This window comes from Streptomyces sp. B5E4, assembly GCF_039871555.1.
Lineage (GTDB): Bacteria > Actinomycetota > Actinomycetes > Streptomycetales > Streptomycetaceae > Streptomyces.
In genome coordinates this window covers 136,765-156,621 of the sequence record NZ_JBDPMI010000016.1, presented here as the reverse complement: position 1 = coordinate 156,621, position 19,857 = coordinate 136,765, and the positions used below count along the sequence as shown (strand labels likewise).

Below are 19,857 nucleotides of genomic sequence, written 5' to 3'. Positions count from 1 at the left end.
TCCTCTTGCACTCCCTACCGATTGTTCGGTTGACGGCACATTTTGGCTACAGGGAACCCCAGCCTGTGGACAAACGGTTCTGCACAGCTTCCAATGGCAGCAGGTCGTCCAGGAAGGGGAGGCGGTACGGCATGGCGGAAGAACAGTTGGCCGACGACACCCCCGACCTGCCCGCCACCGCCCCGGCGGTGCCCGCGCCGCGCCCGCCGGCCCGCCGCCCGGACTCCGTCGACCGCGAGATCATCCGCATCCTGCGCGCCGACGGCCGCACCTCCGTACGCTCCGTCGCCGAGCAGGTGCACGTCTCCCGCGCCAACGCCTACGCCCGCATCAACCGCCTCATCGACGACGGCGTGATCCGCGGCTTCGCCGCCCGTATCGACCAGGAGCGGGCGGGGCAGGGGACGTCCGCGTACATCACGCTGAAGATCGTCCAGAACACCTGGCGCACGGCCCGCCGCCAGCTCGAACAACTGCCGGGCGCGGCGCACATCGCGCTCGTCGGCGGGGACTTCGACGTGCTGCTGCTGGTGCACACGGAGGACAACCGCGCGCTGCGCGACCTGGTGCTGACCCGGATCCAGTCGATCCCGGAGGTGCTGTCGACGCGCACGCTGCTGGTCTTCGAGGAGACGGACGTGCAGAACGACCTGCTGAGCTGAGTACGCGCCCGGGGCCCCGACCGTCGCGTACGCCCCCGGGGCCCGCCCCGCGCGGGCCGCCCGCCGTCAGGTCCGCAGGCCCGCGAAGGCCAGCGTCACCACGGCCGCCGCGACCTCGGCGTCGTCGTGGGCGTTGCCCGCACGCGGGCGGTACCACTCCGCGATCGAGTTGATCATGCCGAAGAGCAGCCGCGTGGCCAGCCGGACGTCCACGTCGGCCCGCAGGTCGCCGTCCGCCACCGCCTCCTTGAGCAGCGCCGCCACCCGCGCGTCGAACTCGCGCCGGCGCTCCATGGCCCAGCGCTCCGTCTCCGTGTTGCCGCGGACGCGCAGCAGCAGCGTCACGTACGGCAGCTCCGCCATCAGCACCGTGGTCGTGCCCCGGGCGACGGCCTCCAGCCGGTCCACGGCACGGCCGGTGCGCGCGGCGGGCTCGTCGAGGACGCCGAAGAGGCCGTCGAGCGCGCGGCTGACCGCGCGGTGCAGCAACTCCTCCTTGCCGCGCACGTGGTGGTATATCGAGGACTTGGAGATGCCCGCGGCGCGCGAGAGGTGCTCCATCGAGGTGCCGTCGTACCCCCGTTCCAGGAAGACCTCGACGGCCACGGCGAGCAGCGTCTCGGGGGTGTACGTGTCCCGTTTCGCGCCGCTCTGCGCGTCTATCCGCCTGCTCTCGGCCACTTATCCACAGCCTCTCTTGCCCCGACCGATCATTCGGTTACTCTAGCCGCGAAGCCCGATTTCCGCCCAGCTCGACGAGGAGTTGGTTCCGCATGCCCGCCCCCCTCACGCCCGACGCGCTCGCCGAGAAGCACCGCCCGATCCTGGACCAGGCGCTGGACGCAATCCGCACGCGCGCCTTCTGGTCGCCGCACCCCGAGCACCCGAAGGCGTACGGCGAGAGCGCCCCCGCGGACGGCCAGGCGGCCTTCGAGGCGCTGCGCGGCACCCGCGTCGACCTCGGCCAGCCCGGCACGGACGGCTGGGCCGGGGACGAGGTCTCGCCGTTCGGGCTGGAGCTGGGGATCACGTATCCGCATGCGGACCCGGACGTGCTGCTGCCCGTGATGCGGGCGGCGACGGAGGCGTGGCGGCAGGCCGGGCCCGAGCTGCGGGCCCTGGTGTGCCTGGAGATCCTGGCCCGGATCAGCGCCCGCACCCACGAGTTCGCGCATGCGGTGATGCACACGTCGGGCCAGGCGTTCATGATGGCGTTCCAGGCCGGCGGGCCGCATGCGCAGGACCGCGGCCTGGAGGCCGTCGCGTACGCGTATGCGGAGCAGAGCCGCACGCCGCTGGTCGCCGAGTGGTCCAAGCCGCAGGGCAAGCGGGACCCGCTGCACCTGCGCAAGACGTTCACGGCCGTGCCGCGCGGCGTCGCGCTGCTCGTCGGGTGCAACACGTTCCCGACGTGGAACGGCTATCCGGGCCTCTTCGCCTCCCTGGCGACGGGAAACGCGGTGCTGGTCAAGCCCCACCCGCGGGCGGTGCTGCCGCTGGCGCTGACGGTGCAGGCCGCCCGCGAGGTGCTGGCGGAGGCCGGCTTCGATGCGAACCTGGTGTGTCTGACCGCCGAGCGCGAGGGCGAGGGCGTGGCCAAGTCGCTGGCCCTGCGCCCCGAGATCCGGATCGTGGACTACACCGGCTCGTCCGCCTTCGGCGAGTGGCTGGAGGACAACGCCCGCCAGGCGCAGGTCTACACGGAGAAGGCCGGGGTCAACACGGTCGTCGTCGACTCCACCGACGACTGGCGCGGCATGCTCGCCAACCTCGCCTTCTCCCTCTCGCTCTACAGCGGCCAGATGTGCACCACCCCGCAGAACCTGCTGATCCCCCGCGACGGCATCGACACCGACCAGGGCCGCAAGTCGTACGACGAGGTGGTCGCCGGCCTCGCCGCCGCGGTCGACAAGCTCCTCGGTGACGACGAGCGGGCCGCGGCGCTGCTCGGCGCGATCGTCAACCCGGGGGTGCGGGAGCGGCTGGAGGCGGCCCCGGGGCTCGGCGAAGTCGCCCTGGCCACACGCGCGGTGGTCCACCCGGAGTTCCCCGGCGCCACGGTGCGTACGCCGGTGATCGTCAAGCTCGACGGCGCGAAGCCGGAGGCCGAGGCGGCGTACATGGCGGAGTGCTTCGGCCCGGTGTCGTTCGCGGTCGCGGTCGACTCGACGGGGGACGCGGTGGAGCTGCTGCGGCGCACGATCCGCGAGAAGGGCGCCATGACGGTCGGTGCGTACACGACCTCGACGGAGGTGGAGCGGCAGATCGAGGAGGCGTGCATGGAGGAGCCGGCGCAGTTGTCCTTCAACCTCACCGGCGGGGTGTACGTGAACCAGACCGCCGCCTTCTCCGACTTCCACGGCTCGGGCGGCAACCCGGCGGCGAACGCGGCGCTCACGGACGGCGCGTTCGTGGCGAACCGCTTCCGGATGGTGGAGGTCCGCCGCCCCGCGTAGCGCTACCGGACCGGCGGGCCGCCGGGCGCCGGGGTGTCCGGGCCGGCGGTCTGGGACCAGTGGTAGAGCGCCATGGCGACGCTGGTGGCGAGGTTGTAGCTGGAGACCTGCGGGCGCATCGGGAGCGAGACGAGCCGGTCCGCGCGCGCCCGCAGGGCCGGGGAGATCCCGTGCCGTTCGGAGCCGAAGGCCAGGAGTACGCCGGCCGGCAGGTGCAGGGTGCGCAGGTCGTCGCCGGCGGGGTCGAGGGCGTAGAGCGGGCCGGGGGCGGCGTCGGGGATGCCGGCGAGCGGGAGGCGGGCGACGGCGGTGGCGTAGTGCAGCCCGGCGGCCCCGCGGACCGCGTGGGGGTGCCAGGGGTCGGCGTCGCCGGTGGTGACGACGCCGGCCGCGCCCATGCCGGCGGCGAGGCGGACGACGGCGCCGACGTTGCCGAGGTTGCGCGGGTTGTCGAGGACGACGACGGGCGCGGAGCGCGGCGCGCGCAGCGCGGCGCGGACGGCGGCCGGTTCCGGCCGGTCGGCCAGGGCGGCGACGCCGGTGGGGTGCCGCCGGGGCACCAGCTCGCGCAGCTCCCTGTCGGGCACCTCGGCGAGCAGGGCGTCGAGGCGGGCGGCGAGGTCGGGAGCCAGCTCGTCGGCGAGGGCGCGGGCGTCGGCGCGGGAGGCGGTGACGGCGATCCGGACGCGGGCGCCGAAGCGCAGGGCGTGCTTGAGCGCGTGGAAGCCGTCGAGCAGCACGGCGCGGTCGTCCGCGACGGCCTCGCGCCACTGCCGTACGACGTCCCCGCTCATGCGCCGAGCCTACGCGTCCCGGCCCGCGGCCCTCAGGCCCGGCCGGCGTCCGCGTGCGCTTCCGGGGAGCCCGCCTGGGCCGGGATCGCGGGGTCCGGCCCTTCCGCCTCCGGCCGCTGCGGCGGGTGCTTGGCCGGCGGGGCCGTGCCCGGCACCCGGCCGAGGAGCAGGTTTTTCAGCCCCGTGACCTTGGCGCCCGTCCACACCAGGAAGATCGTCGGCAGGAACACCAGGTCCGCCGAGATCATCGCCGCCGAGAAGAACGGCAGCCCCATGATCACGGCGATCGACGCGTGGTCGATGATCATGATGGTCAGCAGCACGTTCTTCAGCCGCCGGTTGAACAGCGTGAACGGGAAGGCGACCTGCACGATGACCGTGCCGTAGCCGAGCAGCATGATCATGGTCCCGTTGCTCGCCATCATGTCCGCGAGCCCCGGCCAGGGCGTGAAGTAGTCCAGCTTGAGCGGGTAGTAGACGGCGGTGCCGTCCTGCCAGCGGGTGCCCTGGACCTTGTACCAGCCGGCGGTCGCGTAGATGAAGCAGACCTGGGCCATGATGACGAGCAGCCCGGCGTTGTGGGCGAGGTTCGCCAGCACGTCGCAGACCGTCCGCGGCTCGGCGGACCTGGCGCGCTGCGCCGCCCACCAGACCGCGTGCGCGACCCACAGCCCCCAGAAGATCAGCGCCCAGCCCCAGGTCAGATGCCCGAGCACGGTGACGACGGCCAGCGCGACGCCGGTCACCGCCCACAGCACCGTCCCGACCCGGTCTTGCGCCGGACCGGCCGCACCGCGCTCCGCCTGCCGCCGCGCCCGCCGGGCGTCGAGCGACCACACCTGGCCGCAGCGCGTGACCACCAGGTACGTGGCCATGAGGTGGATGACGTTGTCGCCGCCGTCGCCCATGAAGATGCTGCGGTTCTGCAGCGACAGCACGCCCACCATGAACAGCACGGACGCCGTCCGCGTCCGCCACCCCAGCAGCAGCATCACGCTGGCGACGACGGCGAGCAGGTAGACGATCTCGAACCAGAACTCGCTGCGCGACCACATCAGCAGCGTGAAGGCGTCGGTCTCGCCGATCAGCCGCTTGCCGAGGTCGAAGCTCCACGGCCCGTCGGGACCGTACAGCTCGTGCCGGTGCGGCAGTTCGCGCAGCAGGAAGCAGAGCCAGGTGAACGCGAAGCCGATGCGCACGACGGCCGTCTGGTACGGGCCGAGCGCGCGCGTCGTGATATGGCCGAGGCCGCGGGTGAGGGCGTCCTCGAAGCGCCGGCGCAGCTCGCGCGCCGAGGGGACCTTCGGGGGTACGGGCGGTCCGCCGGGCGCCGGGGGCGTGGCGGACGCGGTGGGTGCGGGGGGTGCGGGGGGCGACGGAGGCATGGCGGTCGGGGGAGGCTCCGGGGGCGTGGGGGGTGTGTGCGGTGCCGAGGTCACTGGGCGCTCTCCTCCCACACCTCACGGTCGCTCTCCATCAGGTCCTCCCCCGTGACGATCCACCAGGGCAGCTCGCGGTAGACCGGCGCGGTGTCCCACTGCTCGCTGCTCCACGGCGGCGGAGCGATCCGGCGGCTGGTCTGGCGGAGCTGGATCTTCTCGACCCGGCCGTCGTTCAGGACGGGCCCCAGGCGCCGCATCACGATGCGCTTGACGTAGTCCTCGGCGAGGTCGGCGCGGTCGGAGATGGCGCGGTTGTCCTCGTCGTGGGTGTCGGTCCAGTAGTCCCAGCCGCGGCGCAGTTCGTTCTGCACGGTGTGGCTGGGGGCCGGGTTGCCCTTGATGTTCTCGTGGTCCATGGCCGTGAGGTCGACCCAGCCGGTCTCCTCGGTGCCGCCGTCGGGCGTCTGCAACTGGGCGCGTACCTCGACGTGGATGTTGGTCTGCAGCGGGTTGGGCGCGAAGAGCCGCCAGTTCTGCTCGAACTCGGGGAAGACGATGCGGTCGATCGTCTCGTCGTGCTTGTTGCTGAGCGTGTTGGCCGGGGCGACGTGCAGGAAGCCGGCGCCCAGGTGCACGGTGACGACGCCGACCAGCACTGCGAGGGCGAGCGCGACGACGATCCGCGACAGCGGCGACAGCCCGTCGACGCCGAGCACCGGCCGCGGCGCGGCCTCCGGCGCGGGCTCCGCCGACGCCTCTTCCTCCGCCCCCGTGGCGCCCCCGCCGTCGGGTATGCCGGCGCGGCTCTCGTCCGGCTGGCGCGATTCCATAACCCCCGGGCTCCCGTCTCCTCCGGTCCTTAGGACCGGCACGCTACCCACCCCGACCGCCTCCGCGCAGCGTGCGGGGGCAGAAACCGACCTTGACAGGGTAAGGCCGGGCAAGGAGCATGGAACCGAACGATCGGTCGGTAGGGAAGGCACGGGAGCCGCGATGCCGGAGACGATCACCGAAAGAGGCCGCCGGTCCGGAGCCGAGTCAGGTTCCGGATCTCGTACGGGCAGGGGGGCGCCCGACGCCGCACCGCAGGCCACCGCCGCCTTCGAGGCGAAGATCGCCGCGGATGAGCGCATCGAGCCGCGCGACTGGATGCCCGATGCCTACCGCGCGACGCTCGTGCGCCAGATCGCCCAGCACGCGCACTCCGAGATCATCGGTATGCAGCCGGAGGCGAACTGGCTGACGCGCGCCCCCTCCCTGCGGCGCAAGGCGATCCTGCTCGCCAAGGTGCAGGACGAGGCGGGTCACGGCCTGTATCTCTACAGCGCCGCCGAGACCCTGGGCACCGGCCGGGACGAGCTGCTGGACAAGCTGCACGCCGGCCGCCAGAAGTACTCCTCGATCTTCAACTACCCCACGCTCACCTGGGCCGACGTCGGCGCCATCGGCTGGCTCGTGGACGGCGCCGCGATCATCAACCAGGTGCCGCTGTGCCGCTGCTCCTACGGCCCGTACGCGCGCGCGATGGTCCGCATCTGCAAGGAGGAGTCCTTCCACCAGCGCCAGGGGTACGAGCTGCTGCACGCTCTCGCGCACGGCACCCCCGAGCAGCACGCGATGGCGCAGGACGCCGTCGACCGCTGGTGGTGGCCGTCGCTGATGATGTTCGGCCCGCCCGACGACGAGTCGGCGCACTCGGCGCAGTCCATGGCCTGGAAGATCAAGCGCCACTCGAACGACGAGCTGCGCCGGCGCTTCGTCGACATCTGCGTGCCGCAGGCCGAGATCCTGGGCCTGACGCTCCCGGACCCGGACCTGCGGTGGAACGAGGAGCGGGGGCAGCACGACTTCGGCGCCATCGACTGGACGGAGTTCAAGGAAGTGCTCCGGGGGAACGGGCCGTGCAACGAGCAGCGGATAGGCCGCAGGCGGCAGGCGCACGAGGACGGCGCATGGGTACGCGACGCCGCCTCGGCGTACGCCGCGAAGCAGGCGCGTGCCGCGGAGTCCGCGGAGGCGGCGGCATGACCGCGGCGGCCCCCGGCTCCGGTGCGGACCCGGGCGCGGACCCGGGTCGTACGGACGCGGAGAAGCGCCCCGGGTCCGACGACGCGGAGGCGACGGCGGCGGACTGGCCGCTGTGGGAGGTGTTCGTCCGCAGCAGGCGCGGCCTGTCGCACGTGCACGCCGGCTCGCTGCACGCCCCGGACGCCGCCATGGCCCTGCGCAACGCCCGCGATCTCTACACCCGGCGCCAGGAGGGCGTCTCGGTGTGGGTCGTGCCGTCCGCGGCGGTCACGGCCTCCTCGCCCGACGAGAAGGACCCGTTCTTCGCGCCCGCCGCCGACAAGCCCTACCGGCACCCCACGTTCTACGAGCTGCCGGAGGGGGTGCGGAACCTGTGAGCACCGCCCCGGACCCGGCCGCCACCGACCCGGCCGCCCTCGATCCGGCCACCCTCGATCCGGCCGCCGCCGCGGGTGCGCTGGCGCTGGGGGACGACGCGCTCGTGCTGTCCCACCGGCTCGCCGAGTGGACCGGCCACGCGCCGGTCCTGGAGGAGGAGGTCGCCCTCGCGAACATCGCGCTCGACCTGCTCGGCCAGGCGCGCGTGCTGCTGTCCCTCGTCGGCGACGAGGACGAGCTGGCCTTCCTCCGCGAGGAACGTGCCTTCCGCAACGTCCAGTTGGTCGAGCAGCCGAACGGCGACTTCGCACACACGATCGCCCGCCAATTGTACTTCTCCGTCTACCAGGAGCTGCTCTACGGGCAGTTGGCCGCCGGCGGTGAGCCCTCGCCCCTGGCGCCGCTCGCCGCGAAGGCGGTCAAGGAGGTCGCGTACCACCGCGACCACGCCGAGCAGTGGACCCTGCGCCTCGGCGACGGCACCGAGACCTCGCACGCCCGGATGCGGGCCGGCCTCGGCGCGCTCTGGCGGTACACGGGCGAGCTGTTCCGGCCCGTCGAGGGCCTGGCGGTGGACTGGGCCGGGCTGGAGGCGGCGTGGCTGGAGACCGTGGGCGACGTGCTGAAGCGCGCCACGCTCACGCTGCCCGAGGGCCCGCGCGGCACGGGCTGGTCGGCCGGGGCCGGGCGCGAGGGCGTGCACACGGAGCCGTTCGGCCGGATGCTCGCGGAGATGCAGCATCTGCACCGCAGCCACCCGGGGGCGTCATGGTGACGGACACCCCGCCGGACACCCCGCTGGAGGAGCGGCTGCGGGAGCTGGCCGGCAGCGTGCCGGACCCGGAGCTGCCGATGCTGACGCTCGCGGAGCTGGGCGTGGTTCGCGGGGTGCGCAGGACCGGGGCGGCGGCGGTGGAGGTCGAGCTGACGCCGACGTACACGGGCTGCCCGGCCGTGGAGTCCATGGCCGAGGACATCGAGCGGGTGCTGCGCGAGCGCGGCGGGATGGCGGAGGTACGGGTGCGGCGCGTGCTGGCGCCGGCGTGGACGACGGACGACATCACGCCGGAAGGCCGCCGCAAGCTCGCCGAGTCGGGCATCGCCCCACCCCGTACGACGCGCCCCGCCGGGCCGGTCCCGGTCACGCTGGGCCCCCGGCGCGCCCCGGCGCCGGGCCACGCCGGCTCCACGACGCCGGGGACCGCCGTACCCTCCGCGCTACCCCCCGTGGCTGCCGCGGGCACCTCCGGCAGCCGGGCCGCCGCCCCCGACCCCGCCGCGGGCGTCCCGTGTCCCCGCTGCGGCTCCGCCGCGACCGAGTTGCTGTCCCCGTTCTCCTCCACCGCCTGCAAGGCCCTCCGCCGCTGCACCGCCTGCCTGGAGCCCTTCGACCACTTCAAGGAGCTGACGTGACCTCCGCCGCCGCACCCCGGGGGCACGCCGTCTTCCACGACCTCAAGGTCGCCGACATCCGCCGCCTCACGGACGACGCCGTCGCCGTCACCTTCGCCGTGCCGCCCGAGCTGCGCGCGGCGTACGGCTTCCGGGCCGGGCAGCACGTCGCCCTGCGGATCCCCACCGGCACCGACGGCGGCGCCAGCGACCGGCGGACGTACTCGATCTGCTCCCCCGAGGACCCCGAGCCCGCCGAGCTGACGGTCGGCGTCCGCGAGGTCGCCGACGGCGCCTGCTCGCCGTACGTCAACCGGCGGCTCGCGCCGGGGGAGACCCTGCCCGTGCTCACCCCCGCCGGCCGCTTCGGGCTGCGCGGCGCCGCCGTCCCCGGCGGGCGCTACGGCGCGGTGGTCGGCGGCAGCGGCATCACGCCCGTGCTCTCGATCGCCTCGACCCTCCTCGGGCGCGACCCGCGGGCCCGCTTCTGCCTCGTCCGCAGCGACCGGTCCACCGACTCCGCGATGTTCCTGGAGGAGGTCGCCGACCTCAAGGACCGCTATCCCGACCGGCTCCAGGTCGTGCAGTCGCTCAGCCGCGAGGAACAGCAGGCCGGGCTGCCCGCCGGGCGGCTGGACGCGGCGCGGCTGGCGGAGCTGCTGCCCGCGCTGCTGCCGGTGGCGGAGGTCGCGGGCTGGTTCCTGTGCGGGCCCTTCGGGCTCATCCAGCAGGCGGAGCGCGGGCTGCGCACCCTCGGCGTGCCGCGCCGCCGGATCCACGAGGAGATCTTCCACGTCGACGACGCCCCGGCCCCCGAGCCCGCGGGCGCCGGGCCCGAGCACAGCACGCTGACGGCCACCCTCGCGGGCCGCTCCGGCAGTTGGCCGCTGCGGCCGGGCGAGAAGCTGCTCGACGCGGTGCTGCGGGCCCGCCCGGACGCCCCGTACGCGTGCAAGGGCGGCGTCTGCGGTACGTGCCGGGCGTTCCTGGTCCGCGGCGAGGTCCGGATGGACCGCAGCTATGCGCTGGAGCCCGACGAGCTGGCCGCCGGATACGTGCTGGCCTGCCAGTCGCACCCGGTGACCCAGCAGGTGGAGCTGGACTTCGACCGCTGACCCGGGGCGGGCCGCGGCCGCGTCAGAGCACGTGCCCCGGGGCGCCCTTGTCGTCCACGACCGGCCGCCCGGCGGCGGCCCACGCCTCCATGCCCCCGGCGACGTTGACGGCGTCCATCCCCTGCTGCACGAGATACATCGCCACCTGCGCCGAGCGCCCGCCGGAGCGGCAGATCACGTTGATCCGGCCGTCCTGCGGCGCCGCCTCGGTCACCTCGCCGTAGCGCGCGGCGAACTGGCTCATCGGGACATGCAGTGCGCCCTCGGCGTGACCGGCCTGCCACTCGTCGTCCTCGCGGACGTCCAGCAGGAAGGCGGCCTCCGCCAGCTCGTCGATGCCGACCGTGGGTACGTGACCAAAGCTCATGCCCCGACGCTACCGGACCGCCGTCCGGTGCTCCCGCGCCGCCGCCGGTCCCGTCGCCGTGCCCGCGTCAGCCGCGGGCCAGCTCCGCGAGTGCCGCTTCCTTCTCCGACACCCGTGCCAGCAGCTCCTCGGCGATCTCCTCCAGCAGCCGGTCCGGGTCGTCGGGCGCCAGCTTCAGCATCTGGCCGATCGCGCCCTCCTCCAGCTGCTTCGCGACCGACACCAGCAGCTCTTTGCGCTGCGCCAGCCACTCCAGCCGCGCGTAGAGCTCCTCGGCGCGGCTGCGCCGGGGCTCCTCGGGCGCGGGCCCGGCCTCCCACTCCGCCTTGAGCGCGGTCAGCGCCTCGACGTCCCCGGAGGCGTACGCGGTGTTCACACGGGCGATGAACGCGCTGCGCCGGTCCGACTCGTGCTCCTCCTGGGCGAGGTCGGGGTGCGCCATGCGGGCCAGCTCGCGGTAGAGCCGGCGGGCCTCCTCGCTGGGCCGCACCCGCGGCGGGGGCGACACGGGCCGGCCGGTGAGCATGTCGGCGGCCTCCGGCGAGAGCCCGTCGGAATCGAGCCAGCCGCCGAACAGCTCCTCGACACCGGGCATCGGCATCACCAGCGCCCGCGCCTCGTCGGCCAGGCGCTTGTCCTCCGGGTCGCCGGTCCGCTCGGCCTTGGCCTCGGCGAGGAGGGCGTCCAGTTCGTCGAGGCGGCTGTACATGGGGCCGAGGCGCTGGTGGTGCAGCCGGGAGAAGTTGTCGACCTCGATACGGAACGTCTCGACGGCCACCTCGAACTCGATGAGGGCCTGCTCCGCGGCCCGTACGGCGCGCTCCAGCCGCTCGGCGCCCGTGTCGGGACCGGTGTCGCCGCCGTCCGCTTCCTTGGCGTGCTCGCCGCCGCTTCCTGTCCCGTCGGCGCGCGCGTGCTCGTCGTCGGGGGGCGTCTGCTCGTCGGGTTCCGCGGGTTCCGTCACCCCGCCAGCGTACGGGGTGGGCCCCGGGGCGAGACGGCCAGTTCCGCGAGGAGTGGCCCGCCGCATACGAACCGCGCCGGGCGGCGGCCGTGACCGGCCCCGGAGACGGCGAGACCGGCGACGGCTCTGCCGTCGCCGGTCCGCTGATCGGGCAGGGCGGGAGGACCCCGGGCCCGGGGGTCCGCGGGTCCACCGCCTCAAGAGCCGTTACCGGCTCGGACGTTGACTCAGACGTTGACGCCGAAGTCCTGCGCGATGCCGCGCAGCCCCGAGGCGTAGCCCTGGCCCACGGCGCGGAACTTCCACTCGGCCCCGTTGCGGTACAGCTCGCCGAAGACCATGGCGGTCTCGGTCGAGGCGTCCTCGCTGAGGTCGTAGCGGGCGATCTCGTTGTTGTCGGCCTGGTTGACGACGCGGATGAACGCGTTGCGCACCTGGCCGAAGCTCTGCTGGCGGCTCTCGGCCTCGTAGATCGACACCGGGAAGCTGATCTTCTCGATCTCGGCGGGCACGCCCGCGAGGTTCACCTTCACCTGCTCGTCGTCACCCTCGCCCTCACCGGTGAGGTTGTCACCGGTGTGCTCGACGGAGCCGTCGGGGCTCTTGAGGTTGTTGAAGAAGATGAAGTGCTGGTCCGAGAGGACCTTCCCGTCGGCGCCGAGCAGCAGTGCGCTGGCGTCGAGGTCGAAGTCCGAGCCGGTGGTGGTCCGCACGTCCCAGCCGAGGCCGACGATGACGGCCGTAAGACCCGGCGCCTCCTTCGTCAGTGAGACGTTTCCACCCTTAGCGAGGCTGACACCCATGACTTACCCTGCCCCAATCCGGCGCGGGCCGCGCCGCTTGACGAACATTGCTGGGCCCGGCTGACCGTGGCACCCATTGGTGCAACGAGCACCCCGGGACCCCGGTTCCCGCCAGCGTACGGCGACGAATCGGACCTCGTGCCCTCGGGTCTACCACCTTCGCCGATCGCCCCGGAACCCCCCGGGCGGCGCGTTACGCCGTCCGGGCGTTTCACGTGAAACAAGACCCCGGCCACCCGGCCGGGACCCGTCGCTCACCGCAATCGTTTCACAGCTCGCTGACCAGCGCTTCGGATCCCACCAGGTCGCGGCCCCGGTCAGGGTCCCGGGACGACCCGCGCGAGCAGCCCCTCGATCCCGGCGAGCTGCGGTGCGCCCTTGCCGGACGCGGCGACGAACCCGTCCGGACGCAGGAGCAGCCAGCCCGTCCGGCGGTGGGTGACATGCGCGTACGTGAGCACGTCCGGGTGGCGGGCCGCCAGGCGCTCGGCGGCCGGCCGCAGGGCGCCGGCGTCGCCGGGGCCCAGCGTGAGGAGACGGAAGCCCTCCTGCCCGGGGCCGGCCGCCGGGACCCACGCGGGCGTACGGCTGCCGGGGGCCGGCAGCCCGCGGGGCGGCTTGGGCGTGGGAGCGCCGAAGAGCACGTCGGGGTAGCGGGTGAGCCGGCCGGCCAGCATGGGCGCGTACCAGCGCCGCAGCGTGCCCGTGGCCTGCATCAGGGCCCACACGCCGTTGCGTACGCGGGAGGCGAACGGCCCGGCGGCGGCCTGCCGGATCATGCGGCCCGTGGTCTGCACGACCTCCTCGGCGATGGCGCGCCGCTCGGGGCCGTAGCTGTCGAGCACGGCGGGGGACAGGGTGCCCTGGATCACGCCGGCGAGCTTCCAGGCCAGGTTGCGGCCGTCCTGGATGCCGAGGTTGAGCCCCTGCCCGCCGACGACGGAGTGGACGTGGGCGGCGTCGCCGGCGAGGAACGCGCGGCCGGAGCGCAGCGTCTTGGCGATCCGCTCCTGGCTGGTGAACGAGTCGATGGAGGTGGCGGAGACGTAGCGCAGCCCGGCGGGGGCGCGCTCGTCGAGCATCTGCTGCACCGCCTCGCGCGTCATCGGCATGTCGGGCGGGACCGGGCCGGAGATGCGGACCAGACCGCCCGGCAGCGGCGACAGCAGCACCGCGCCCTTGTGGCCCAGGAAGTACTGCACCGCGTCCCGGCCGAAGTCGCCGGTCACCTCCCCCTCGGCCAGCACGAACGTCATCGGCACGCTGCCGCCCTCGAAGGGGATGCCGAGCTTCTGCCGCACCGTGCTGCCGACGCCGTCGGCGCCGATGAGCCAGGGCGCGGTGACGGTCCCGGTCGCGCCGTCGGGGCCCTCGGTGGCGAGGGTGACCGTGTCGTCGGCGGTGGTGACGTCGGTGACGCGGACCCCGTACTCGACCCGGCCGCCGAGCTTTTCGAGCACGCCCAGCAGCAGTTGGGTGGTCTCCTGCTGCGGCAGCAACAGCGGTTCGTTCGCCTCGCCCAGCGCGACGCGGAGCGTCTTGCCGTCCGGCATGTGGTACGCGAGGGCGGCCGGCCGCACGCCGCGTGCCAGTGCGTCGTCGAGCATGCCGAGCCCGTCGAGTACGTCGAGCGTCGGCGGCCAGAGCAGGACGGCCCGGGAGCCGGTGTGCGGTTCGGTGTCGGCCTCCAGCAGCCGGGTGGGCACGCCGAGCCGCAGCAGCTCGCAGGCGATCACCAGCCCGCACGGGCCGGCACCGACCACGACGACGGGATCGTCCGAGGCCGAGTCCTCGGCGGCGGCATTGCGGCTGTGGTCCTGGGCGTTACTCATCGTTCGTTCTCCAGACGTTGCTCAGCCATGCGCTCACGGCGGCGGCGGTCGTCGCGGCGTGGTCCTCGATCAGAGTGAAGTGATCGCCCGGTACGACGACCTCGGTGTGCGGCAGCGGCCACGGCACGGGCCGGGCCGGGATCGGCCGCTGCGCCGCGGCGAGGAGCGTGGGGACGTCGGCCGGCGCCGGGCGCAGGGTGTGCAGCAGTTCCAGATACCGGCCCATCGCCGTGAGCCGGGTGTCGTCGATGACGTCCATCCGCGCGGCGACGCCGTCGAGCAGTTCCGGATGGTCCGCCGGGCTGTACTCGGTGAGCGGCCGGCTGTCGAGCAGCACCACCGCCGCGGCCCCCAGCCGCTCCGCGAGGGCGTGCGCGAGCAGGCCGCCCGAGGAGTACCCGGCGAGGGCGAACGGCCCGTCGCCCGCCGCGCGTGCGGCGGTGGCGGCCAGGGTGTCGAGCAGCGCCGGCAGGCTCGCCGGCAGCGGCTCGCCGGCGCGGAAGCCGGGCAGGGGCAGCGCCGTCACCCGGTAGCCGTCGCCGCGCAGCGCGGCGGCGAGCCGCGCGAACTGGTGGGGTCCGGACGCCGCCAGCGCGCTGGGCAGCGCGATCAGGTGCGGCCCCGCGCCCTCCGCCGTGAGCGGGACGGGCGCGGTGAGCGCGCCCGGGTCGCCGGGGCCGGTGAAGGCCGTACGGAACGAGGCCGCCGTGCCGAGCATGTCGATGAACTCCCGCGACCGTCCCTGTTCCAGCGCCCCCCGGAACATCGCGGACAGGAAGCCGCCGCCCGTGTCGTCCGCACCGGGCGGGCCGGCGGGGGAGGGGGACAGCTCGGCGTACAACTGCTCGGTGAGCGCGGCCAGGTCGGGATTCCGTGTGAGGACGGCCGCCGGGAGGCGGGCGCCGGTGGCGCCGCCCAGCCGGTTGCGGAGTTCGACGGTGGTCAGCGAGTCGAAGCCCAGCTCCAGCAGCCCCCGGTCGGCCAGCGCTCCGGGGTCGGTGTGGCCGAGGACGGCGGCCACCTCGGTCCTGACCAGGTCGGCCAGCAGCGCGCGCAGCTCGTCGCCGGTGGCGTCCGCAAGCCGCTGCCGCGGGGCGGTCCCGGCGGAGTCTTCGGAGCGTACGGGGACGTCGGAGGCCAGCTCGGCGAGCAGGGCGCCCGGGCGGGCCGCGCCGTACGAGGCGGCGAAACGCTCCCAGTCGATCTCCGCCACCACCGCGCCCGGCTCGTCCTCGTCGACGACCCAGCGCACGCCGTGGAGCATCCGCGCGGGGTCGAGCGGACCGAGGCCCGCCCGGGCGAGCCGCTGCTCCCCCTGCCCGGCGCCGCTCCAGGGCCCCCAGGCGACGGACGCCGCCCTCAGCCCGAGAGCCGTCCGCATCCCCTCGACCAGCGCCTCGACGTGCGCGCAGACGGCCGCGTACGCCCCCTGGCCGACGCCCCCGAAGGTCGCGGCGACGGAGGAGAAGCACACCAGCGCCTCCAGCGGCACGCCCTCCAACCCGGCCAGCAGCGCGCCGGCTTCCCCGGACGCGGCGAAGGTCTCCGACAGCCGCGCGGGGGTGAGCCGGTCGATCGGCACGTCTCCCGGTGCGGCGCCGGTGTGCACGACGGCGGTGAGCGGCAGGTCCGGCGGCAGGGCCGCCAGCATCTCGTCGTGGCCCGGGCGGGTGGCGAGTGCCGTGGCCGGGATCCCGGCGGCGGTCAGCTCCGCCGCCTCGGCCTCGGTACGCGCGGGGGTGCCGCCGGCCAGCAGCACGTGCGCGGCGCCCCCGGCCGCGAGCAGCCGCGCGGTGGCGGCGCGCGGGCTGTCGTCGGCGCCGGCGACCAGGACGGTGCCGTGCGGCTGCCAGGGGGCGGGTGCGCGGCCGGCGGTGCCGGGCCGGTCGGGGCGGGCGCGGACGAGGCGGCGTACGAACGCTCCGGCGGGGCGTACCGCGATCTCGTCCTCGCGCCGCTCGGCGGCGCCGGCGAGGGCGAACGCGAGCGCGTCGGCCAGCCCGGACCACGCCCCGCCCTCCGGCAGTTCCCCCTCCGGTACGGCCGCCCCCGGTGCGGGCTCCTCCGGCGCGGCCCCTCCCGGCGCGGCCTCCCCTGGCGCGGCCTTCCCTGGCGCGGCCTTCCCTGGCAGGTCCACGAGTCCGCCCCACTGCCCCGGGTGCTCGTGGGCGACCGCCCGGCCCAGGCCCCAGACCGCCGCCTGATCTGCCCGCGGCGCTGCGTCGTCCCGGTCCACGGCGACGGCGCCCCTGGTCACCACCCACAGCGGGGCGTCGAGCGCGGCGTCGGCCAGGCCCTGCGCCAGCGCGAGGGTGGCGGTGGTGCCCACGGTGAGGTACGGCTCGCCGGGCGCCGTCGCGCCGTCGAGCGCCAGCAGGGACAGCACCCCCGCCGCGCCCGCCGGGGCGGCGTCACGCAGGCGCCCGGCCAGCGGCTCGCGCGCGGCCGCGGCGGTGTCCACCTCCAGCAGCCGGCAACGCGCGCCGCGCTCCGTCAACGCCCGTACGACCGCGCCGGATGCTCCGGGAGCGTCCGCGGGAGCGACGACCAGCCAGTCCCCGTCGATACGCGCCGCGTCCCCCGGCTTCGCCGCCGCGCGCCACACCACCCGGTACCGCAGCCGCTCCGCGGCGTCGCTCTCCTGTCCCCGGGCCCGCCACTCCGCGAGCGCCGGCAGCACGGCGTCCAGCGCGGCCGGTGCCACGCCGAAGGCCTTCGCCAGGGTCGCGGCGTCCCGCTGCTCGACGTAGTCCCAGAACCGGTCGTCGGGGACCGTCCGCCCCGTCCCCTCGGCCGCCGGGGCGAGCCAGAACCGCTCGCGGCGGAAGGGATAGGTGGGCAGCTCGCGGCGGCGGGCGCCGGTGCCCGCGAACAGCTCCGGCCAGGCGACCGGCAGCCCGGCCGCGTACGCCTCCCCCAGCGCGGTGAGGAAGCGGTCGGCGCCGCCGTCGTCCCGCCGCAGCGTGCCGAGCACCGCCGCGTCCGGGCCCGCACCCTGGGCGTCGAGGACTTCCTGCACCGCCGCCGTGAGCACCGGATGGGCGCCCACCTCGACGAACGCCCGGTGGCCCGAGCCGGCCAGGGCGCCGACCGCGGTCCCGAAGCGGACGGTGCTCCGCGCGTTGCGGTACCAGTAGCCGGCGTCCAGATCCGCGGTGTCGAACGGCTCCCCGGTGACCGTCGAGACGAACCGCACCCGTCCCCGCCGCGGCCGGATGTCCCGCCAGCCCGCGAGCAGCCGGGTGCGCAGGGGTTCGATCTGCGGCGAGTGCGCGGCGAAGTCCACCCGTACCCGGCGCGCGTCCACGTCCTCGGCCGCGAGCGCGGCCAGCAGTTCGTCCAGCGCCTCGGTCTCGCCGGAGACCACGACCCCCGCGGGGCCGTTGACGGCCGCGACCGTCAGCCGCCCGGCCCAGGGGGCGAGCCGGTCGGTCGCCGCCTCCTCGGGCAGCGGTACGACGGCCATGCCGCCCTGCCCCGCGAGGGTGGCCAGCACGGCGCCCCGGTGGGCGATGACGGCGGCGCCGTCGTCGAGGGAGAGCCCGCCCGCGACGACGGCCGCGGCGATCTCGCCCTGCGAGTGCCCCACCACGGCCGCCGGCCGCACCCCGCACGCCTGCCACAGCTCCGCGAGCGCCACGGCGACGGCCCACTGCGCCGGCTGGACGACGTCGGCCCGCTCCAGCTCGGGCCCTTCGGCGTGCCGGAGTACGTCGCCGAGGGACCAGTCGACGTGCGGCGCCAGCGCCTTCTCGCAGGCGGCGATGTGCTCGGCGAACACCGGCGAGGCGTCGAGCAGTGCGCGTCCCATCCCGGCCCAGTGGGACCCGCCGCCGCCGAAGAGGAACACCGGGCCCGCACCGGCGGCGTCCGCGGCCCGCGCCCGGCCCCGTACGACACCCGCCGCGGAACGCCCGTCGGCCAGCGCGCGCAGGCCCTGGGCGAAGCCGTCCGCGTCCGCGGCGGTCAGCACCGCCCGGTGCGGGAACGGCCGGCGGCCGGTGGCGAGCGTGAACCCGGTGTCCAGCACCGCGGGCGGATCGGTGGGGGACGCGGCGGTGACGTGGGCGTGGAGGCGGGCGGCCTGGGCGCGCAGGTCGTCTTCGGTACGGGCCGACAGCGGCCACGGCGTCACCGGCCCGGCGCCGGTGCCCGTGCCGATCACGAGCGGCGACCGGCCGCCGGTGTCGCCGTCCCCGGCTTCCCCGGCTTCCCCGGCTTCCCCGGCTTCCCCGGCTTCCCGCACCGCCGACGGCGCCTCCGCGGGCGCCTCCTCGACGATCAGGTGCGCGTTGGTGCCGCTGACCCCGAACGCCGACACCCCCGCCCGGCGCGGCCGGTCCGACTCCGGCCACTCCCGGCGCTCGGTGAGCAGCCGCACCTCCCCCGCCGCCCAGTCGACGTGCGGTGTCGGCTCGTCCACGTGGAGGGTGGCGGGCAGGTGTCCGTGGCGGAGCGACTGGACCATCTTGATGATCCCGGCGACGCCGGCCGCCGCCGCCGTGTGGCCGACGTTCGACTTCAGCGAGCCGAGCCACAGCGGCCGCTCCGCCGGCCGCCCGCCGCCGTAGGTGGCGAGCAGCGCCTGTGCCTCGATGGGGTCGCCGAGCCTGGTGCCCGTGCCGTGGGCCTCCACGGCGTCGACGTCCCCGGGCGCCAGGCCGGCCGCGGCGAGGGCGGCGCGGATGACGCGCTGCTGCGAGGGGCCGTTGGGGGCGGACAGGCCGTTGCTGGCGCCGTCCTGGTTGACGGCCGAGCCGCGGATCACCGCGAGCACCGGGTGGCCGTGCCGCCGCGCGTCGGACAGCCGCTCCAGCAGCAGCATCCCCACGCCCTCGCCCCACGCGGTGCCGTCGGCCGCCGCCGCGAAGGACTTGCAGCGCCCGTCCGGCGCCAGCCCGCGCTGCCGGCTGAACTCCACGAACCCGGCGGGCGTGGCCAGCACCGTCACCCCGCCCGCGAGCGCGAGATCGCACTCCCCCGCGCGCAGTGACCCCGCGGCGAGGTGGGTGCTCACCAGCGACGACGAGCAGGCGGTGTCCAGCGTCAGCGCCGGGCCCTCCAGACCGAGGGTGTACGAGAGCCGCCCGGACAGCACGCTCGCGGCGTTGCCCGTCATCACGTAGCCCTCGACCCGGTCGGCGGTCGTCGTCGTGAGCATCCCGTAGTCCTGGCCGCTGGTCCCGACGAAGACGCCGGTGCGGCTGCCCGCGAGGGACGAGACGTCGATCCCCGCCCGCTCGACGGCCTCCCACGCGGTCTCCAGCGAGAGCCGCTGCTGCGGATCCATGGCCAGGGCCTCGCGGGGCGAGATGCCGAAGAACTCGGCGTCGAAGTCCCCCGCGTCGTACAGGAATCCGCCGTGCCGTACGTAACTGGTGCCCGGGTGGTCGGGGTCGGGGTCGTACAGCCCGTCGAGGTCCCAGCCGCGGTCCGCGGGGAACCCGCCGATCGCGTCCCGCCCCGCGGCCAGCAGCTCCCACAGCTCCTGCGGCGTCGTCACCCCGCCCGGGAACCGGCAGGCCATGCCGACGACCGCGATCGGCTCCCGCTCGCGCAGGTCGGCCCGGCGCAGCCGGCGGAGCGCCTCGTGCAGGTCGACGGTCACGCGCTCCAGGTAGTCCCGGAGGCGGGCCTCGTTGCCCGGGTGCGTCGTGTCCGCGGTGTTCGCCATGGCGGTCCTC

General features: G+C 75.1%; 16 protein-coding genes. 7 read left to right on the top strand and 9 right to left on the bottom strand.

The window, feature by feature from the left end:
* The first annotated feature begins 131 nt into the window (after positions 1–131).
* The gene (locus tag ABGA99_RS21405) at positions 132–662 is read left to right on the top strand and encodes an Lrp/AsnC family transcriptional regulator (protein ID WP_347581587.1); all 531 of its coding nucleotides are present in this window, start codon (positions 132–134) and stop codon (positions 660–662) included.
* A gap of 66 nt (positions 663–728) precedes the next feature.
* On the opposite strand, the gene ABGA99_RS21400 is transcribed toward ABGA99_RS21405, so the two are convergent.
* Positions 729–1,343 (bottom strand): TetR/AcrR family transcriptional regulator, encoded by a 615-nt coding sequence (locus tag ABGA99_RS21400; RefSeq protein WP_347581588.1) that lies wholly within the window; start codon positions 1,341–1,343, stop codon positions 729–731.
* A 92-nt stretch (positions 1,344–1,435) separates the two neighbouring features.
* Here ABGA99_RS21400 and paaN point away from each other — a divergent pair, with 92 nt between their 5' ends.
* Positions 1,436–3,118 carry a phenylacetic acid degradation protein PaaN gene (gene paaN, locus ABGA99_RS21395; protein WP_347583222.1) on the top strand — a complete coding sequence of 561 codons (1,683 nt, stop codon included), beginning with the start codon at positions 1,436–1,438 and terminating at the stop codon, positions 3,116–3,118.
* Positions 3,119–3,120: 2 nt separating this feature from the next.
* Here the strand turns inward: paaN and ABGA99_RS21390 are convergent, their stop codons facing one another.
* From ABGA99_RS21390 to ABGA99_RS21380, 3 genes are read right to left on the bottom strand one after another with little or no spacing between them, the layout of a single operon-like run.
* Positions 3,121–3,912, bottom strand: coding sequence for an RNA methyltransferase (locus ABGA99_RS21390; RefSeq protein ID WP_347581590.1), 792 nt, complete (start codon positions 3,910–3,912; stop codon positions 3,121–3,123).
* Positions 3,913–3,944: 32 nt separating this feature from the next.
* Entirely contained in the window at positions 3,945–5,297 is a 1,353-nt protein-coding gene (locus ABGA99_RS21385; RefSeq protein ID WP_347583221.1) for an HTTM domain-containing protein, read from the bottom strand.
* Between the two features lie 50 nt (positions 5,298–5,347).
* Positions 5,348–6,124 (bottom strand): DUF5819 family protein, encoded by a 777-nt coding sequence (locus ABGA99_RS21380; protein WP_347583220.1) that lies wholly within the window; start codon positions 6,122–6,124, stop codon positions 5,348–5,350.
* Positions 6,125–6,287: 163 nt separating this feature from the next.
* Here ABGA99_RS21380 and paaA point away from each other — a divergent pair, with 163 nt between their 5' ends.
* From paaA to ABGA99_RS21355, 5 genes are read left to right on the top strand one after another with little or no spacing between them, the layout of a single operon-like run.
* Positions 6,288–7,322 (top strand): 1,2-phenylacetyl-CoA epoxidase subunit PaaA, encoded by a 1,035-nt coding sequence (gene paaA, locus ABGA99_RS21375; RefSeq protein WP_347581593.1) that lies wholly within the window; start codon positions 6,288–6,290, stop codon positions 7,320–7,322.
* Positions 7,319–7,699, top strand: a complete 381-nt coding sequence (gene paaB / locus ABGA99_RS21370) for a 1,2-phenylacetyl-CoA epoxidase subunit PaaB (RefSeq protein WP_347581594.1) — start codon at positions 7,319–7,321, stop codon at positions 7,697–7,699. The genes paaA and paaB overlap by 4 nt, the downstream gene beginning before the upstream one ends.
* Positions 7,696–8,475 (top strand): 1,2-phenylacetyl-CoA epoxidase subunit PaaC, encoded by a 780-nt coding sequence (gene paaC, locus ABGA99_RS21365; RefSeq protein WP_347583219.1) that lies wholly within the window; start codon positions 7,696–7,698, stop codon positions 8,473–8,475. Before paaB ends, paaC begins: the two co-directional genes overlap by 4 nt.
* Entirely contained in the window at positions 8,469–9,113 is a 645-nt protein-coding gene (locus ABGA99_RS21360) for an iron-sulfur cluster assembly protein (protein WP_347581596.1), read from the top strand. The genes paaC and ABGA99_RS21360 overlap by 7 nt, the downstream gene beginning before the upstream one ends.
* Positions 9,110–10,207 (top strand): 2Fe-2S iron-sulfur cluster-binding protein, encoded by a 1,098-nt coding sequence (locus tag ABGA99_RS21355; RefSeq protein WP_347583218.1) that lies wholly within the window; start codon positions 9,110–9,112, stop codon positions 10,205–10,207. Before ABGA99_RS21360 ends, ABGA99_RS21355 begins: the two co-directional genes overlap by 4 nt.
* Positions 10,208–10,229: 22 nt before the next feature.
* On the opposite strand, the gene ABGA99_RS21350 is transcribed toward ABGA99_RS21355, so the two are convergent.
* The 5 genes from ABGA99_RS21350 to ABGA99_RS21330 all read right to left on the bottom strand — a co-directional run bounded on the left by ABGA99_RS21350 (position 10,230) and on the right by ABGA99_RS21330 (position 19,847).
* Entirely contained in the window at positions 10,230–10,574 is a 345-nt protein-coding gene (locus ABGA99_RS21350) for a rhodanese-like domain-containing protein (RefSeq protein WP_347581598.1), read from the bottom strand.
* A 67-nt stretch (positions 10,575–10,641) separates the two neighbouring features.
* Positions 10,642–11,538, bottom strand: a complete 897-nt coding sequence (locus ABGA99_RS21345) for a hypothetical protein (RefSeq protein WP_347581599.1) — start codon at positions 11,536–11,538, stop codon at positions 10,642–10,644.
* A 227-nt stretch (positions 11,539–11,765) separates the two neighbouring features.
* A complete protein-coding gene (locus tag ABGA99_RS21340) occupies positions 11,766–12,341 on the bottom strand; it encodes a TerD family protein (protein ID WP_018840686.1) in 576 nt (191 codons plus the stop codon).
* 317 nt (positions 12,342–12,658) lie between these two features.
* A complete protein-coding gene (locus tag ABGA99_RS21335; protein ID WP_347581608.1) occupies positions 12,659–14,173 on the bottom strand; it encodes an FAD-dependent monooxygenase in 1,515 nt (504 codons plus the stop codon).
* Complete coding sequence (locus tag ABGA99_RS21330) at positions 14,166–19,847, bottom strand: type I polyketide synthase (protein ID WP_347583217.1); 5,682 nt, start codon at positions 19,845–19,847, stop codon at positions 14,166–14,168. Before ABGA99_RS21330 ends, ABGA99_RS21335 begins: the two co-directional genes overlap by 8 nt.
* Between the last annotated feature and the right edge of the window lie 10 nt (positions 19,848–19,857).

Excerpts from the sequence above, each read along its gene's own strand:
- ABGA99_RS21405 (WP_347581587.1), top strand. The coding sequence starts at position 132 with ATGGCGGAAGAACAGTTGGCCGACGACACCCCCGACCTGCCCGCCACC.
- paaN (WP_347583222.1), top strand. The coding sequence starts at position 1,436 with ATGCCCGCCCCCCTCACGCCCGACGCGCTCGCCGAGAAGCACCGCCCG.
- ABGA99_RS21390 (WP_347581590.1), bottom strand. The coding sequence starts at position 3,912 with ATGAGCGGGGACGTCGTACGGCAGTGGCGCGAGGCCGTCGCGGACGAC.
- ABGA99_RS21385 (WP_347583221.1), bottom strand. The coding sequence starts at position 5,297 with ATGCCTCCGTCGCCCCCCGCACCCCCCGCACCCACCGCGTCCGCCACG.
- ABGA99_RS21380 (WP_347583220.1), bottom strand. The coding sequence starts at position 6,124 with ATGGAATCGCGCCAGCCGGACGAGAGCCGCGCCGGCATACCCGACGGC.
- paaA (WP_347581593.1), top strand. The coding sequence starts at position 6,288 with ATGCCGGAGACGATCACCGAAAGAGGCCGCCGGTCCGGAGCCGAGTCA.
- paaB (WP_347581594.1), top strand. The coding sequence starts at position 7,319 with ATGACCGCGGCGGCCCCCGGCTCCGGTGCGGACCCGGGCGCGGACCCG.
- ABGA99_RS21360 (WP_347581596.1), top strand. The coding sequence starts at position 8,469 with ATGGTGACGGACACCCCGCCGGACACCCCGCTGGAGGAGCGGCTGCGG.
- ABGA99_RS21350 (WP_347581598.1), bottom strand. The coding sequence starts at position 10,574 with ATGAGCTTTGGTCACGTACCCACGGTCGGCATCGACGAGCTGGCGGAG.
- ABGA99_RS21340 (WP_018840686.1), bottom strand. The coding sequence starts at position 12,341 with ATGGGTGTCAGCCTCGCTAAGGGTGGAAACGTCTCACTGACGAAGGAG.
- ABGA99_RS21335 (WP_347581608.1), bottom strand. The coding sequence starts at position 14,173 with ATGAGTAACGCCCAGGACCACAGCCGCAATGCCGCCGCCGAGGACTCG.
- ABGA99_RS21330 (WP_347583217.1), bottom strand. The coding sequence starts at position 19,847 with ATGGCGAACACCGCGGACACGACGCACCCGGGCAACGAGGCCCGCCTC.